This window comes from Enhygromyxa salina (assembly GCF_002994615.1).
Lineage (GTDB): Bacteria > Myxococcota_A > Polyangia > Nannocystales > Nannocystaceae > Plesiocystis > Plesiocystis salina_A.
Genome location: NZ_PVNK01000010.1, coordinates 1 through 15925 on the forward strand (window position 1 = coordinate 1; position 15925 = coordinate 15925).

The 15925-nt window shown below is 71.1% G+C and carries 12 protein-coding genes; 7 read left to right on the plus strand and 5 right to left on the minus strand.

All coding sequences use genetic code 11. The features are described 5' to 3' along the window. Positions 1 to 722: GspE/PulE/PilB domain-containing protein (locus tag ENSA5_RS01065; protein WP_181197138.1), on the minus strand; the 722-nt coding region annotated here is incomplete at its 3' end. Positions 723 to 1080: 358 nt separating this feature from the next. Between ENSA5_RS01065 and ENSA5_RS01070 the strand changes: the two genes are divergently transcribed. After that, positions 1081 to 2274 (plus strand): cysteine desulfurase family protein, encoded by a 1194-nt coding sequence (locus ENSA5_RS01070; RefSeq protein WP_181197140.1) that lies wholly within the window; start codon positions 1081 to 1083, stop codon positions 2272 to 2274. Then, on the plus strand, positions 2274 to 3359 hold the full coding sequence (gene mnmA, locus ENSA5_RS01075) for a tRNA 2-thiouridine(34) synthase MnmA (protein ID WP_106389687.1): 1086 nt from the start codon (positions 2274 to 2276) through the stop codon (positions 3357 to 3359). Before ENSA5_RS01070 ends, mnmA begins: the two co-directional genes overlap by 1 nt. A gap of 78 nt (positions 3360 to 3437) precedes the next feature. Here mnmA and ENSA5_RS01080 read toward each other — a convergent pair whose 3' ends face one another. Next, positions 3438 to 3851: a TerB family tellurite resistance protein gene (locus tag ENSA5_RS01080; protein ID WP_106389688.1), complete on the minus strand. Its 414-nt coding sequence runs from the start codon at positions 3849 to 3851 to the stop codon at positions 3438 to 3440. A 95-nt stretch (positions 3852 to 3946) separates the two neighbouring features. On the opposite strand from ENSA5_RS01080, the gene ENSA5_RS01085 reads away from it, so the two are divergent. After that, complete coding sequence (locus ENSA5_RS01085) at positions 3947 to 4744, plus strand: ribonuclease III family protein (protein ID WP_106389689.1); 798 nt, start codon at positions 3947 to 3949, stop codon at positions 4742 to 4744. 10 nt (positions 4745 to 4754) lie between these two features. Here the strand turns inward: ENSA5_RS01085 and ENSA5_RS01090 are convergent, their stop codons facing one another. Then, complete coding sequence (locus tag ENSA5_RS01090; protein WP_106389690.1) at positions 4755 to 6500, minus strand: DUF6178 family protein; 1746 nt, start codon at positions 6498 to 6500, stop codon at positions 4755 to 4757. Positions 6501 to 7006: 506 nt separating this feature from the next. Here ENSA5_RS01090 and tilS point away from each other — a divergent pair. Next, entirely contained in the window at positions 7007 to 8062 is a 1056-nt protein-coding gene (tilS, locus tag ENSA5_RS01095) for a tRNA lysidine(34) synthetase TilS (RefSeq protein WP_106389691.1), read from the plus strand. A 198-nt stretch (positions 8063 to 8260) separates the two neighbouring features. Beyond that, positions 8261 to 10204 carry an ATP-dependent zinc metalloprotease FtsH gene (gene ftsH, locus ENSA5_RS01100; RefSeq protein ID WP_106389692.1) on the plus strand — a complete coding sequence of 648 codons (1944 nt, stop codon included), beginning with the start codon at positions 8261 to 8263 and terminating at the stop codon, positions 10202 to 10204. Positions 10205 to 10273: 69 nt separating this feature from the next. Here the strand turns inward: ftsH and ENSA5_RS01105 are convergent, their stop codons facing one another. Together ENSA5_RS01105 and ENSA5_RS01110 are read right to left on the minus strand one after the other, a co-directional pair. Next, on the minus strand, positions 10274 to 10843 hold the full coding sequence (locus ENSA5_RS01105; protein ID WP_106389693.1) for a peroxiredoxin family protein: 570 nt from the start codon (positions 10841 to 10843) through the stop codon (positions 10274 to 10276). 79 nt (positions 10844 to 10922) lie between these two features. After that, entirely contained in the window at positions 10923 to 11498 is a 576-nt protein-coding gene (locus ENSA5_RS01110) for a sigma-70 family RNA polymerase sigma factor (RefSeq protein WP_106389694.1), read from the minus strand. A 218-nt stretch (positions 11499 to 11716) separates the two neighbouring features. Here ENSA5_RS01110 and ENSA5_RS01115 point away from each other — a divergent pair, with 218 nt between their 5' ends. Together ENSA5_RS01115 and ENSA5_RS01120 are read left to right on the plus strand one after the other, a co-directional pair. Further along, positions 11717 to 13471: an HDIG domain-containing metalloprotein gene (locus ENSA5_RS01115; RefSeq protein WP_106389695.1), complete on the plus strand. Its 1755-nt coding sequence runs from the start codon at positions 11717 to 11719 to the stop codon at positions 13469 to 13471. A gap of 96 nt (positions 13472 to 13567) precedes the next feature. Then, the gene (locus ENSA5_RS01120; RefSeq protein ID WP_106389696.1) at positions 13568 to 15541 is read left to right on the plus strand and encodes a HEAT repeat domain-containing protein; all 1974 of its coding nucleotides are present in this window, start codon (positions 13568 to 13570) and stop codon (positions 15539 to 15541) included. Positions 15542 to 15925: the final 384 nt, after the last annotated feature.

Here is a 15925-nt window from a genome sequence, read left to right on the forward strand (position 1 = left end):
GCTCGTGTACGGGAGGCGGCGCCTGGGATCCCGGCTTGATGTGCGAAGCCGGTCTGTGCCGGCCGGCCGCGAGCACGGGCGACGGCGACACGACCGGCGACGGGCGGGGCGGTGACGTAGGGCGCAGCGACGGGAGGCGCGGCGACAGGGGCAGCGGCGGGCTCGTAGGCGTGTTCGTGCGGCCCGCTGTTGACCTCTTCGGCGGCGCCGTGGTTGCCGCGGACGGGCACGTCGTCATCGTCTTCGGGGATGACTCCGACCTGCATGTAGGGCGCGGCGACCGGGGCCGGCGCCTGGTCACTTTGGCTCGGCTCGATATTGAGTTCGGTCGGACGCGCCGACTCGTTGACGCCTTCGCTCAGCTGGGCGGCGGCGCGCTCGCGGACCTCGTGCTCGGCGCCATAGTGCCGGTCGAGCGCGCGGCGCAGATCCGAGGCCGACGCGACGGCGCGCACGAGATAGGAGTTGGTCTGCTCGGCGATCGCTCGGATCGCGCGCTCGTCCGTCGGGTCGGACATCGCGACGGTGAGGTTGCCCATCTCGTCGAAGCTGACCGGCATGCACTTGAAGTCCCAGGCCAGCAGCGCGGGCACGCGCTCGAGGGTGTGCTGATCGAGGCGCTCGAGCACCGCCGAGCGCACGCGCGGGATCATCAGCTTGCTGGCGAGGAACGCGACGAGCGTGTCTTCGTCGGCGAGGCCGAGCTCGAGGATCGCGTCCACGTGCGAGGTCGATCGCGTAGCGGCCTGCTCATTCGCGGCGGCGACTTGGCTCTCCGAGAGGAGGCCAGCCCTCAACATCATGGTCCCGAGCACGCTCATCTGTGCGTCGGTCAAATCATCGTTCGTGGCGTGCCCCCACGTCAACAGTCTATGGACCCCCTGCGCACCTTGGACTTTGCCTCACACGGCCGCTCCGCAGCCGGTCGCTCGACAACTCGCTCTGGTGGGCTGGTATGTGCCTCGCAGCGGCCCCGGGGCGGCCCCGTGGCCCCTCGATGTGGAGGCAAGCTGGGTGTCGATGTTGGCGCCTGCAGGTGTCTCGGGACCGCGCTCTTGGGCCGTGCTATACGCCTCGGCCGTGATCGACTTCGACCACAACGCCACGACGCCGCTCGATTCGCGGGTCCGGGGGGGCATGATCGAGCTCCTCGGTGACCCGGCCCTCGACGGCAACCCGTCGAGTGTTCACGGACGCGGACGTGCAGCACGAGCGGTCGTGGACCACGCGCGGCGCGAGCTCGCGGCGGCGGTCGGGGCCGAGGCGCTCGGGGTCACCTTCACCAGCGGCGGGACCGAGGCCGACGCCCTGGCGCTGCTCGGGACCTGCCGGGCCCTGCGTCGGGCCGGCAAAGCCTGCGGCCTGCTGTCGACGGTCGTCGAGCACCCGGCGGTGCTCGGAGCCGGGGCGCGGCTCGAACTCGAGGGGATCCCGCGGGTGTTCGTGGCCGTCGACGAGCGCGGACGCCTCGCGCCCGGCGAGGTCGTCGCCGCGCTCAACGAGCACCCCGAGCTCGGCGTCGTGTCGATCGCCGCGGCCAACCACGAGCTCGGCAACCGCTACGACATCCCGGCGATCGTCGCGGCGGTCCGCGCGGGCGTCGAGCGTCCGATCGTGATCCACAGCGACGCGGTCCAGGCCTTCGGCAAGATCCACGTCGACTTTGGCGCCTGGGATCTCGACCTCATGAGCGTGTCGAGCCACAAGATCCACGGGCCCAAGGGGGTCGGGGCGCTGATCCACCGTCAGCATCACGAGCTGGAGTCACTGTGGATCGGCGGGTCGCAAGAGCGTGGGCGCCGGGTCGGGACCGAGGCCGTCCCCGCGATCCATGGGTTTGGCGTCGCCGCGGGCCTCGTCGCCCGCGAGCTCGACGAGCGCCGCGCTCGCTTCGTGCCCCTGCGCGAGCGGCTGCTCACGGGGCTGCGCGCGCAGGTGCCCGAGGTCGTGATCCACGGCGATCCAGACCAGACCCTGGGCAACACGATCCTGGCCTCGATCCCCGGGTGTGTCGGCGAGCTGATGCTGATCAACCTCGACCTCGAGGGCATCGCGGTCTCGACCGGATCGGCCTGCAACAGCGGCAAGGTCAGCGGCAGCAAGGTCTTGCTCGCGCTCGGCGTCGCGCCCGAGCTCGCGAGCACCGCCTTGCGTCTGTCGCTCGGCAAGGACAGCAGCGCCGAGCAGGTCGACGCGCTGCTCGACTGCCTGCCGCGGATCATCGAGCGCGTCCGCGCCCACGCGCCGCGGCCGGCGGCAGGGGAGCGCAGCTGATGCGGGTGGTCGTGGCGATGTCCGGCGGCGTCGACTCGTCGATCGCGGCGGCCTTGATGGTCGAGGCCGGTCACGAGGTCGTTGGGCTCACGATGGCGCTCTACGACGCGGCCAGCGGTGCGCGCGGCGCGCGGCGCGGGCGTGGCGGGACCTGCTGCTCTCCGGCCGAGATCGACCTCGCGCGACGGGTCTGCGATCAGCTCGGGGTCCCTCACTACACCGTCGACGAGCGCGCCCGCTTCGAGGCCGCGGTCATCGACGACTTCGCCCGGGAGTACGCGGCCGGGCGCACGCCCAACCCTTGCGCGCGCTGCAACGAGCACGTGAAGTTCGGCCCGCTGCTGGCGCGCGCGCGCGCGCTCGGGGCCGAGCGCTTGGTCACCGGACACTACGCGCGGGTCGAGTCGGGGGCGCTGCTGCGCGGGGCCGACTCGAGCAAGGATCAGAGCTACTTCTTGTTTGCGATGGGCCGCGAGACCCTCGACGCTGTCGAGTTCCCGCTCGGAGGCTGGACCAAGCAGCTGGTCCGGGCCAAGGCGCGCGCGCTCGGCATCGTCAACGCCGACGCGGCCGAGAGCCAGGAGCTGTGCTTCGTGCCCGGGGGCGACCACGGCGAGATCGTCGAGGCGCGCGCGCGGGCGCTCGGGCTCGACCTCGACGCCCTCGCGCCCGGTGAGGTCCGCGATCGCAGCGGCGCGGTGCTCGGCGAGCACCGCGGCATCCATCGCGTGACCGTGGGTCAGCGCCGGGGCCTGGGCATCGGCGGCGGCCGGCCTCGCTACGCGCTGCGGGTCGTGCCCGAGTCGCGCGCGGTCATCGTTGGCGAGGCCGACGAGCTCGACGTCACCAGCGTGATCGTCGAGGACTTCCGCCGGCTCGCAGACATCGAGGACGGCGAGGGCTTCCACGCCGACGTCCAGGTCCGCCACCGTGGTCAGGCCCACTCCGCGATCGTCGAACTCGACGGGCAGCGCGCGCGGGTGCGCTTCGATCTGCCCGTCCGCGCCGTCGCCCCCGGCCAGGCCGCGGTCGTCTACGACGGCGACCGAGTCCTCGGCGGCGGCTGGATCGAGTCTGCGGGCTAGCACCCCCGGGCTGCTAGTCCTGAACCAAGCGCTGCGCGCTCGATGCAGGTCCAGCCCGCTGCTGGTGCGAGAGCCTCGCTAAATTCCGAAGGTCTCGCTGAGCACGCCCTCGAGATCGTCGATCTCGGAGAAGTCGACGACGAGATCCCGAAACGCGGCCGCGGGCAGGCCCATGGCCTCGGCCGCACGCCGCAGGTAGCGATCTTCGGCGAGGTCGATCTCTTCGTCGGACTCGCTCACGGCGGCGATCATCTCGAGGATCTTGCGGCGCTGATCGCCGAGCCCCGCGAGCCCCTTGCCCGCGGCGTCGACGTCGAACGCGGCGGGCGAGAATTCCTTGAACCGGGACTCGACGGTCACAGGCAGGTCCGGCTTGCCGACGAGCTTGGTCAGCAGGCTGCGGATCTTGGCGGTCTCCTGGCCCTCGAGGCGCTTGTCGGCGTAGGCGGCCCCGAGCAACAGATCTGTGATGGTGAGGATGTGGTCTTTCATGGCGCGTATGACCCGGGCCGCCACTTATAGCGCGTTCTGTGCCAGCGCGGGGGCAAGGAAGAGACACGCGGGCGGGGGCTTGGTAGCTTGCGGGCGTGAGCTCGGGTCTGCCGAAGGTTCTGCGGGAGCTGCCGAGCGTCAGCGAGGACGCGGGCTCGGACGAACTCGCCGCCCTGACATCGCTCGGCGAGCGCCTCGGCCATGGGTTCGCGCGACCGCAGCTGCTGCGTGTGGCGCTGACCGTGGGCTCGTGGGCCAACGAGAACCGCGACGCTGGCTGGCCGAGCAACGCCTGCCTCGAGTTCTTCGGCGACGCGGTCCTCTATCTCGTTGCGGCCGACGCGTTGTGGCGGCGCTTCCCCGAGCTCGACGAGGGCCCGCTGACTCGCCTGCGCGCGTCGGTGGTGTCCGAGCGGTCGCTGGCCCGGGTTGCCCGCGACCTCGAGCTCGGCGAGTGGCTGTTTCTCGGCCGCGGCGACGAGCAACGCGGCGCGCGAGACCGCGACGGGACCCTGGCCGACGCCCTCGAGGCCGTACTCGGCGCGGTGTTCCTCGACGCTCGCGAGGCCGGGACCGATCCGAGCGCGGCCGCGGCCGTGGTCTTCGATCGCATGTTCGGCGCCCGGGTCCAGACGCTCGCGCCCGAGGACGGCCTCGATCCGAAGTCGCGGCTTCAACAGCTGATCCAGGCCGAGCGCAAGCAGACCCCGGTCTACACCCCGGTCGGGGATCCGCCGCCGCCCGAGGCGCCGCACTGGCGCGCGCGCGTCGAGATCCGCGGTGACGCCGACGAGCTCGAGATCCTCGGCCAGGGCGAGGGCCGCAGCCTCCGCGCGGCCGAGCGCAACGCGGCTCTCGACGCCCTGCGTCGCCGCCGGGGTGACTCGAGCTGAAGACCTGAGCTCAGGTCTTCAGCCACATGCCGACGTGTTGGATCGTCAGCAGCCCACCGACCTTGGTCAGATCCGGCTCGCCACCCTCGCCGAGCTCGAGGCCCGAGAGCTCGATCGCCAGGCGCGGGAGCAGGATCTTGGCCAGCGCGTCGCCTCGATCTTCGGCGCCGATCGCCCGGAGCTTGGCTCGCAGCGCCGCGTCGACGGCCGGGACCTGGCCGCGCGCGTCGAGGAGTTGGTCGGCGGCCCAGCGCAGATCGGCCGGGCCGAGCGGGCGCAGCTCATCGCCGGGACCGACGCCAGGCAGCTGCGCGGACACGAGCGCCGTGCGGACGAGGTCGCCAAGGCACAGGCGCTCGGGCTCATCGACTCGGTTGATCCAGACGGGATCGACTCCCAGGCCCTCGGCCGCGAAGGTCAGCTGCGCGAGGGCTCCGGCTTCGCCGATCAGCGCGGTCGCGTGGGCGAGGTCGGCGAGGCTGCGCAGCGGCCTGCTGCCCGCCTTGCTGTCGACCGGGAGCTCGGGGTACCAGCCCACCAAGGTGGCCAGCGCCGGGCCCCAGGGTCGATCGAGCAGTGAGCCGACCTGCTTCAGCGAGACCTGGCCGCCGCGGTGGAGCGCGAGCGCGGCCTTGCGCAGCTTGGCCAGCGGGCCGTAGCCGAAGCGAAACAGCTTGCGGAGCCCGACGCTCGTGATCCGGGCCGCGATGAAGGCCTCGGGATCGTCGTGGGGCTCGGCGGCGAGGAGCAGCTCGCAGGCGAGGTTGAGGGTCGCCTGGGCCTGACCGACGGCGCGCTCCTGGAGGGCCTCGTCGCCGGGCTCGTAGCGCTGCGCGGCCATGAGCTCGTTGGCCAGGAGCAGGAACTCGCGCAGGCGCAGGTCGTACTCGGCGTCGTCGAGGTGGTGCATGACCCGACGCAGGACGTCGTGGGGCGCGCCGAGGTTGGCGGGCGGCAGCGTGGCGCGGCGCTCGGGGATGTGGGCCGCGGGCGGGCTGTCTTCGCCGTCGTCCGTGCGCCCGCTGACGGCGTCGCGCGAGAGCGGCGTGAACAGGCGCATGGCCTCGTCCCACTCGGGGAAGCCGAGATCGGCGAGCCGGCCCTTGCGCCAGCGCAGGAGGTCTTCCTCGACCTCGGCGTGGACGCTCCACTTGATCGCGCTGACGAGCTTGCGGCCCTCGACGAGGTTGTCGTCGTAGACCGCAAACAGCACGCGCAGGGCCATGCGCCCGAGCTCGTTGTCGGGCACGCCGACGATGTAGTGACCGTCGGGCGTCTCCCAGGTGTGCAGGGCCGACATGTCTTCGAGGACCTGCTGGCGGCGCTCGTCGTTGTCGGGCTCGTCGAGCTCGGCGACCGCGGTCGCGGCGGCCGTCGCCAGGATCCACATCTCGGGGTCGGTGTCGTGGATCAAGCGCGCGAGCCGACCACGCTCGACCTCGCCCTCGCGGTAGGCGTCGACGATCCGGTCGAGCCACTCGCGCGCCCGCGCGACGGCGATCCGGTCGCGCTCCCACGCGTCGAGGTCGAAGATCCCGGTGATCTGCTCGGCGCTGGCGTGGGGCAACAGGAGGTCGAGGCGCTGCTCGTCCCGGAGCTTGCGAGCGACGGTCACGAAGCTCTGGACTGGGAGCGCGCGGATCAGCGCGGGGGCGTCGTCCCGGCTGTCGAGGCTGAGGGGATCGTCGACGACCAGCTGGGCCTGTTCAGGCGCGTAGCTCGGGCGGTCGTCGGCCCGGATCTCGGGGGTGCTCACGGCTGGCAGGGTAGTCGCTTCGCGGGCGCGCCACGAGCCTGGAAGAGTCTTTCGAACAGGCCCCTCGCTGCGGCGGCAAAGCGGCCCTCGGCGCCCCCAAAAACCTCGCCTCTCGGCTCGTACGAGCCCAAAATCATTCATCTTTTTCAATTCAGCGCTCGATTTGGGGCTAGCAGCCCGTGGTGCAATGCCTCGCGCCGCCTCGCTTGGCGTTTTTGCCGAGGGCTTTGTCGCCAAAACTTGCAGTACGCCCGGTACAGCGGCGTTTTGGCTTCGCGCCCTCGACGCAAATTCCGGCGCGAGGCGACACGATGCATTGCACCCCGGGCTGCTAGCAGCCCGTGGTGCAATGCCTCGCGCCGCCTCGCTTGGCGTTTTTGCCGAGGGCTTTGTCGCCAAAACTTGCAGTACGCCCGGTACAGCGGCGTTTTGGCTTCGCGCCCTCGGCGAAAATTCCGGCGCGAGGCGACACGATGCATTGCACCACGGGCTGCTAGGGTGCGCGGGTGCTGGATCCCGAGTCGCCGCCGCGCAGCCCCGAGATCGCCGCGGCGCTGGGCCCCGTGCGCGAGACCCTCCGGGCCGCGCTCGGGCCTGGCGCCGGCCCCCGGCACCTGTTGGTCGGATGCTCGGGTGGGCCCGACTCGATCGCGGCGCTCGGTCTGCTCACGATCCTGCGCCGGTCCGAGGCGCTCGAGCTCACGGTCGGTCACGTGGATCACGGGCTCCGGGCGGAGTCGGGGGCCGAGGCCGATCAGGTCGCCGACGTCGCCCGCGGGCTCGGGCTCGGGTGCCTGCGCGATCGGGTCGAGCTCGAGCCCGGACCGGGGCTGCCCGCGCGCGCCCGCGAGGCCCGGCGCGCCGCGCTCCGACGCCAGCAGCTCGAGTGCGGTGCGACGGCGATCGTCCTGGCCCACACCGCGACGGACCAGGTCGAGACCATGCTCATGCACCTGACCCGCGGCGCCGGGCTCGAGGGTCTCGCGGCCATGCGCGAGTATGAGCCGCCGTGGCTGCGACCCCTGCTCGAGCTGACCCGGGCTCAGACCCGTGCTCTGTGCGGCCAGCTCGAGCTGCCCTTTGTCGACGATCCGACCAACACCAACACGGAGGCCCTGCGCATCTGGCTACGTGCCCGGGTGTTGCCCCACCTGCGCGAGCACAACCCCAGGCTCGAGCTCGCCCTGACCGGACTCGCGCGCCAGGCGGGCGACGCCGAGGAGGCGCTGTCGGTCTGGGCCGAAGCCGAGGTCGAGGAGCGCGCGGGGCCCCGGGGCTGGGGGCTCACGGGCTTCGACGCGCTCCCCCGGGCGATCCGGACCCGGGCGCTGCGGCGGATGTGTGAGCTTTGCGGGGTCGATCTCACCCAGCTGCGCTGGCGAGTTGTGGAGGCGATGGACGCGTCGGCGGTCGCCGTCGCGCGCGCTCGGGGGCGCGGCGCCGGCAGCCCCAGTCCGGCCCCGCGCAGCTGGGACCTGCACCCCAGGTGCCGGATCGAGATCAACAAGAACGGCGTTTGCGCGGTTCAAGCGGCAAGGAAGCGCGAGAGCTCGAACCATTGACCCCTCTGGGGGCCAGGGCTATCCTCCCTCGAACGGGTTCTCCTGGCCGGTGTCAGCCGGTTCGAGCTTCGACCACCCCCCCAGCCCGGGGGGCCGCGTCCGCACCTGGACAGGTCTCGGCTTTCGTGCGTTACAAGGCACGTTTGGGCACCCGCCCAGGACCGTGCGCCCCCGCGGCGGACACTCGGAAGCACCGACGTGAAGCAGCAGACCAAGACTCTCTTCGTGTGGCTCGGCCTGATCGGGGTCGTGGTGTTGTTGGCCAGCCTGATCAGCAGCCGCAAAGAGGCCGACCCGATCACCTACTCGGAGTTCCGGGCTCAGGTCGAGGCCGGCAAACTCAGCGCGGACAAGGCCTCGACCTCGGTCGAGCTCGAGGTCCACGCCAGCCACGTCAACGTCACCTACGAGCGTGACAACGCCCTGGTCGAGGTCGTCGCACCGGCGACCGACGAGCTCTACACGCTGCTCGAGACCAACGGCGTTCAGTACAAGGTCGAGCCCGAAGATGAGGGCGTGCTGTTTCAGTTCGCGATCATGTGGCTGCCCGTGCTGCTGATCATCGCCGTGATGATCATGTTCATGCGCCAGATGCAAGCTGGCGGCGGCAAGGCCATGAGCTTCGGCAAGTCCAAGGCCCGGCTGCTCAACGAGCACCAACAAAAGGTCACCTTCAAGGACGTTGCCGGCATCGAGGAGGCCCGCGAAGAGGTCGAAGAGATCATCGATTTCCTCCGCGACACTCGCAAGTACATGCGCGTCGGCGGCCGCATCCCCAAGGGGGTGCTGCTCATGGGCCCGCCCGGAACCGGCAAGACCCTGCTCGCCCGGGCGATCGCCGGTGAGGCCGGCGTCGCCTTCTTCTCGATCTCCGGCTCGGACTTCGTCGAGATGTTCGTCGGGGTCGGGGCCAGCCGGGTCCGCGACCTGTTCGAGCAGGGCAAGAAGAACGCGCCCTGCATCATCTTCATCGACGAGATCGACGCCGTCGGCCGCCACCGCGGGGCCGGGCTCGGCGGCGGTCACGACGAGCGCGAGCAAACCCTCAACCAGCTGCTCGTCGAGATGGACGGCTTCGAGGGCAACGACGGCGTCATCCTGGTCGCGGCCACCAACCGGCCCGACGTGCTCGATCCGGCCTTGCTCCGGCCCGGTCGCTTCGATCGCCGGATCGTCGTCGGGCTGCCCGACGTCCGCGGGCGCGAGGCGATCCTCGACGTCCACACGCGCAAGGTCCCGCTCGGCGACGACGTCGATCTCGCGGTCATCGCTCGCGGGACCCCGGGCTTCTCGGGCGCCGACCTCGAGAACCTCGTCAACGAGGCCGCCCTCCACGCGGCGAGCTGCAATCGCGACCGCGTCATCCACCACGACTTCGACCACGCCCGCGACAAGGTCATGATGGGCGCCGAGCGCAAGAGCGTCTACATCTCGACCCAGGAGCGCAAGACCACCGCGTGGCACGAGGCCGGCCACACCCTGGTCGCCGCGCTGCTGCCCCCGGGCTCGGTCGATCCGATCCACAAGGTCACGATCATCCCGCGCGGTCGGGCCCTGGGCGTGACGCACTTCCTGCCCGAGCAAGACAAGCTGTCCTACGATCAGGACAACGCCGAGGGCATGATCGCCGTGAGCCTCGGCGGCCGGATCGCCGAGGAGATCGAGTTCGAGGGGCTCAAGAGCACCGGGGCGGGCAACGACCTGTCCAAGTGCACCCAGCTCGCCCACAAGATGGTCTGCGAGTGGGGCATGAGCGATCGGCTGGGGCCGATCACCTTCGGCAAGGCCGAGTCCGAGCCCTTCCTCGGCCGCGACATCGGAAGCCAGCAAAACTACTCCGAAGCGACCGCGCAGACGATCGACGCCGAGATCCACCGGATCATCACCGAGCAGTACGCGCGCGCTCGCAAGCTGCTCGAAGACAACTATGACGCCCTCGCGCGGATCGCCAACGCGCTGATCGAGCGTGAGGTCCTGACCGCGGACGAGGTCGGCGACCTCGTCGCGGGGCGGGCCCTCGGCCCGCTCGAGAAGCGCAAGCCGCTGACCTCGCGCCCCGAAGAGGGCCGCGAGGTCGTCGTCGGCGAGTCCCGGTCCGAGCCCGCGCACCCGCAGGGCTTTCCGGTCCCCGATCCTGGCTGAGCTCCGGGTTGGGTTCCAGGCTGGGTTCTGGGTTGGGTTCCGGGCTGAGTTGAGCTCCGCTGGGCTCCGCTACTCGGCCAGCACGGTCTCGAGGATGGCGCCGAGCTCGGCGTCGTTCTTGACGATCTCGCCCTCTCGCTTCCAGCGGATGTTGCCGGCGCGATCGATCAAGAACGAGGTCGGGTAGCCGCGGAGCTTGAACACGACCTGGGCCTTGCTCTCGAAGTCGAGCCAGACCGGGAAGGGCAGCTTGTGGTGGACGACCATCGTCCGGACCGCGGGCAGCTTGCTGCGGACGTCCGTGTTGAGGCCGATGACCGTGAAGCCCTTGTGCTTCAGCTCCTCGTGCATCCGGGCGAGCTCCGGCAGCTCGCGCACGCAGGGGTCGCACCAGGTCGCCCAGGTGTTGAGCAGCACGACCTGACCCTCGTAGTCGGCCAGGCTCACGTCCTCACCGTCGAGGCTCTTGGTCTCGAACTTCGGCGCGGGATCGCGGAGCCCCGCCGGCTCGTCGGTCTTCTTCATGCACCCCGCGATCGGGGTGAGGCCAGGGCCAAAGAGCAGGGTCAGCGCGAGCGACACCCGTCGCACGCGAGCCCCGGTGGCGCCCGCCTTGTCGCTGTCTTGCTCGCTCGTCACTGCGCGGCCTGATCTACCGCGCCGGCCATCGAGCGTCCACCGCACACCGCCAAGTGGGGGGACGCTCGGGGCCGAGGGCTCAGGCAGCCTGGCGAGGGGCCTCGGCGTGGCCGAGGCCGTAGTTGGTCGCGTACTCGGCGAGCTGCTCACGCAGGAGCTTGCGGGCGCGGTGCAGCCGGCTCATGACAGTGCCGAGCGGGCAGCCGATCTCGTCGGCGGCGTCCTTGTAGGCGAGGCCCTGGACATCGACGAGCTCGACGACCTGGCGGTAGTGCGGCGGGAGCTCGGCGAGCGCGTCGAGGACCTCGTCGGAGAAGTGACGGCTGTGCCAGCTGCCCTCGGGCATGGCGGCCTCGTCGAGGCGGTGGGGATCGTAGAGGTGGGGGAGCAGGTCGGGTCGCGCCGCGGTCGCGTCGACGACCTTCTGGTGGCGGTGGCGCGAGATGAAGGTGTTGATCAAGATCCGCGAGAGCCACGCGCCGACGCTGCCCGACTGCTCGAAGCGGTGCCAGTTGGCCCAGGCCTTGGTCAGCGCCTCCTGGACCAAATCCTGCGACTCGCTCGGCTGATGCGTGAGCCGCATCCCGATGCGAAACAGACGGGGGAGGTGAGGGTTGGTCAGGCACACGAACTCGTTGCAGGTGGTGGCGGTCATGCTTGGTTGCAGTGCAGCAGGCCAGCCATTCTGTAATTGCGAATGATTTTAGGTACTTATGTGCTGGCGGCGCGTTCGCTGACATCCGACGCAACAAATTGTTGCAAGCGTGTTCGGTTTGCGAGCGTAAGCGTGGTGACGGGCAGTGCACCTGGCGCAAACTCGTAGGAACTGCGTTTGTCGCGCGCATGGTGTTCGCGGCAACATGATCGGCAGTCATGCTCGTCGAGCCCGACCTCGCCGATGTCAGCGGACCGATCCGTTTCGCGCGACCCTGCGCCAGCCCGAGGCTGCGCGTCGCCCTCGTGGTCGGTTGGGCGCTGGTTCTGCTCGCCGTCGTCGAGCTCCCGCTGTGGCTGATCCGCGACGGGCTCGGGCGCGAGCTGGCCTCGGTCACGCACCACTTCGTGCTCGCCGATGGCCGGACCTTCATCCCCCGCGGCCACCCGGTGTCCGACTTTGCGAGCGCCTGGGAGCTGCGTCAGTTCTACGCGGGCCTCGGGGGGCCGAGCGGGCTCGCGCGAATCGTGGGCGTGGTGATGCTCGGGCTGCTCTCGGGGGCGTCGCTGCAGCTGTTGTTGGCTCGGCTCGAGCGCCGGCTGCAACGGCGGCGCGAGCAGCTTGCGATCTTTGCCTGGCTCGCCGGCGGGCTGCTGCTCCTGCGCGCGTGCCTGCTGTGGGTGCCGCTGGCGGCCACCTTCATCCCGATCGCGGCGCTCCTGGTCCCGGTCGCGCTGCAGCTCGGTGCTCGGGTGGCCTTTGGCTGCGCGCTGATCTTGTGCCTGTGCAGCGCGCTCATGATCCCGCCTTTCGATCCGGTCCTGGGCGTCACGGTCGCGGCCCAGGGCATGGCGGTGGCCCACCTGACCCCGCGGCGCCGGCCCGGAGGCTGGCTGTGGCTGGTGCCCTTCGTGCTCGGCAGCGCGGCCGCTACAGTCCTCGGCTACCTCGCGGCCCAGCTGTTCATCCACGGGGCGCTCAATCCGCTCGACCTCGTCAGCGTCGAGTGGGGGCGGCTCAGCTGGGCGTTGATCGGCGGGCTGTGCTGGCCGCTGGTCGGGCTGGCGCTCGATCCGGTCTTCGAGCGCGTGGTTGGCAACGTCAGCCGCTCGACCCTGCTCGAGCTCTCGGACCTCAACAACCCGATGCTCCAGCGCATCTCGACCCGTGCGCCGGGGACCTGGGCCCACAGCCGCGCGATGGCCAACCTGGCCGAGTCGGCCGCTCACAGCGTCGGCGCCGACGCGCTGTTGATTCGAGTCGGCGCCTACTATCACGACCTCGGCAAGGCCGACGAGCCCCAGAATTTCATCGAGAACCTCCCGCGCGGGTCCGCGAGCCCGCACGACAGCCTGACGCCCGAGCGCAGCGCCGAGAAGATCATCCACCACGTCCGCAGCAGCGTCGTCCGCGGGCGGGCGGCTGGCTTGCCGGAGCCGATCATCGACTTCATGCACACCCACCACGGCGACGGGCGGGTCGAGTATTTCTATCAAAAGGCCCGCGCCCAGGCGCTCGCGGCCGGTGAAGATCCCAAGCGCGTGGACGAGCGCGCGTTCGTGTATCCGGGCGTCAGCCCGCACTCGCCCGAGACTGGGATCTTGTTGATCGTCGACTCGGTCGAGGCTGCGAGCCGGACCCTCGCGCGGCCCGATCGCAAGGAGATCGACAAGCTCCTGCGCCAGATCGTGTTCTCGAAGCTCACCGCCGGGCAGCTCGATGACTGCGGGCTCGGGCTCCGCGAGCTGCGACGCATCATCGAGACCCTGGCCGACACGCTGCTGGCCTCGGCCCATGGCCGGATCACCTACCCGTGGCAGAACGAAGAGGCCTCGGCCAGCTCGGGCACCGCCGCCGAGCCCCGCGCTGCGACGGACGCGGCCGCGTCTGCGCCCAGCGCGGAACTCGGCGCGGGCCTCGGCCCTGGGCCCTTGCGGGTGATCGCCGATCCAGATGAGTCGCCCAGGAGCTGAGGGCCCGAGCGAAGCGAGGGGGGCGGGGCGCAGCCCCGAGTCAGGGAGAGGGTAAAGACCGCCCGACGAGCGCCGCCGAGGGTTTACACTCCGGCGATGCGCCGCTCTCGACTGCCCGCGCTGCTGCTCGCGACCTTGCCCGCGCTCGCGCCGGACTCGGCCGCGGGCGAGGACGCGGACGGGCGCTATCCCGTGTGGCCAAGCGAGATCGATCGGATCGCGGCGCCGCTGCGCGACCCCTCGATCATGAGCGAGAGCGCGAGGATCGCCGCGCTCGACGAGCTGCGCGAGTACGCGTCGGAGGTCATCCTCCCCGACCTCGAGCTCGCCCTGAGTGATCCCTCCCCCGAGGTCCGTAGGCAAGCGCTGCAGCTGTGCGCGTCGCGGCAGCTGCTCGCGTGCGTCGACGAGGCCGAGCAGCTGTGGGAGGAGGGCGAGGGCGGGATCCGCCTGATCGCGCTGCAGCTGCTCAGTCAGGATCCGACCCCCGAGCACCTCGATCTCGTCTACGACGCGATGCGCGACCCCAACGACTTGATCCGCGAGCAGGCGATCATGTTGCTGGTCGACGCGCCGCTGAGCTCCGAGCGGGCCGAGGAGGCGCGCCGGGAGCTCGTCGCCCAGCTCGGCGATTTCTCGGCCCGGGTCCGTCGGACCGCGGCGCGAAGCCTCGGACGTCTCGGCCCGGGGGAGGGCGCTTTGGCCCTCGTCCGGCTGCTCGACGACATCGATCCGAACGTGGCCACGGCCGCGACGATCAGCCTCGGTCAGCTCGCCGATCCGCGCACGGGGCCGGCCCTGCGCCGCGCGCTCGAGACCCCCACCAACGCCAAGATGGCGTCGGCGGCCGTGACCGCGCTCGCGCGGCTCCCCGGCGAGGACATCGACGTCGCGTTGCTCGAGCTGCTCGACTCGCCGCCGCGCAACCTTCGGCGGCCCGACGTGGCCAAGGCGATCGGCGGCCGGCCCGATCCTGGCGCCGAGCTGATCGCCGGGCTCGTCGAGCGCATGCGTGACCCCGACCTGCGCGAGGCTTCGACGCAGGCGCTGCTGTGGCTTGGCGACCGCGCCGTCGCCCAGCTGAGCGCCGCGACCGAGCGCGGGCTCGAGCCCGACATCGCGCTCGAGGTCGAGCGCCTGCTCGCCGCTCGTCGGCTCGAGCCGACCCCGCGACCCGTCGCGATCAGCCGCGCGGCTGGGACCGCGGAAGCGGTCGAGGCCGCGCGGGTCGAGCTGCCCTCGATCGACGATCGTGCGGCATGGTTCGAGCTGCTCGGAGATCCCGAGGCCGCGACCGCCGGGGCCGCGCTCGCCGAGCTCGCGCCCGCGTGGCTCAGCGGCGCGCTCGCGTGGCAGCTCGATCGGGCCGCAGGCGCTGCCCAGGTCCGGCCGTGGCTGACGGCGCTGGCCCTGGCCCCCGAGCCGCTCCTCGACGACCACGACCACGACGTCGTCTGGGGACGCATCGCGAGCTGGGCCCACGATCGAGACGCCAGCAGCGAGTCGCGCTGCATCGCGACCTTGGCGCTCGGGCGCGGGGTTGGGACGCGTCACGCCGAGCAAGTCCGCGTCGAGCTCCACGGGCTCGCGGCCGCCCACCACGACGACGTCCGTGGCTGCGCGGCGCTGGCCCTCGCCCGCTACGGCGAGGATCCCCTCCTCGAGATGCTGCTCGCCGATCCCTCGCCGCGGGTTCGCGCCGCGACGGCGCTCGCGCTGCGTGTCATTCGCAAGCCGGCCGCGCTGGTGCGCTCGCGCCTGTCGCTGCAGGCCGATCGGGACTCGGAGATGCGGGCTCGGACCAGCGCAGCGCTGACCCTCGAGTCGCGCGATCCGAAGGCTCGCTTCGTGCTAATCCGCGGGCGTCCGAGCGGCGTCGTCGGGCTTGCGACCGCCAGCCACTGGGAGCGCTTTGAGTTCGGCGGGGTCGAGCTCGATGTGCCGATGCTGGGTGGGGGGCGCGGGTGGGCGATCGTGCCGCTGGAGGGCGCGGTGCCGACCGTGGTCGACACCGCCGCTGTGGTGATCCCAAGCGCCCCCCACTACGGTCCCTACGAGTATTATCATTGACCCCCACAGGCGTCAGCGACTCTGCCACGCACGGCCGCTGCGCGGCCGGTCGCGGACTCGCTTCGCTCGCCCGCTCGGTGGGCCTTCATGTGCCGCGCAATGGCATGCGTGGCCCCCTAAAGGGGGCTCGAGTCATTGACCCCCACAGGCGTCAGCGACTCTGCCATGCACGGCCGCTGCGCGGTCGGTCGCGGACTCGCTTCGCTCGCCCGCTCGGTGGGCCTTCATGTGCCGCGCAATGGCATGCGTGGCTCGAGTCATTGACCCCCACAGGCGTCAGCGACTCTGCCACGCACGGCCGCTGCGCGGCCGGTCGCGGACTCGCTTCGCTCGCCCGCTCGGTGGGCCTTCATGTGCCGCGCAATGGCATGCGTGGCCCCCTAA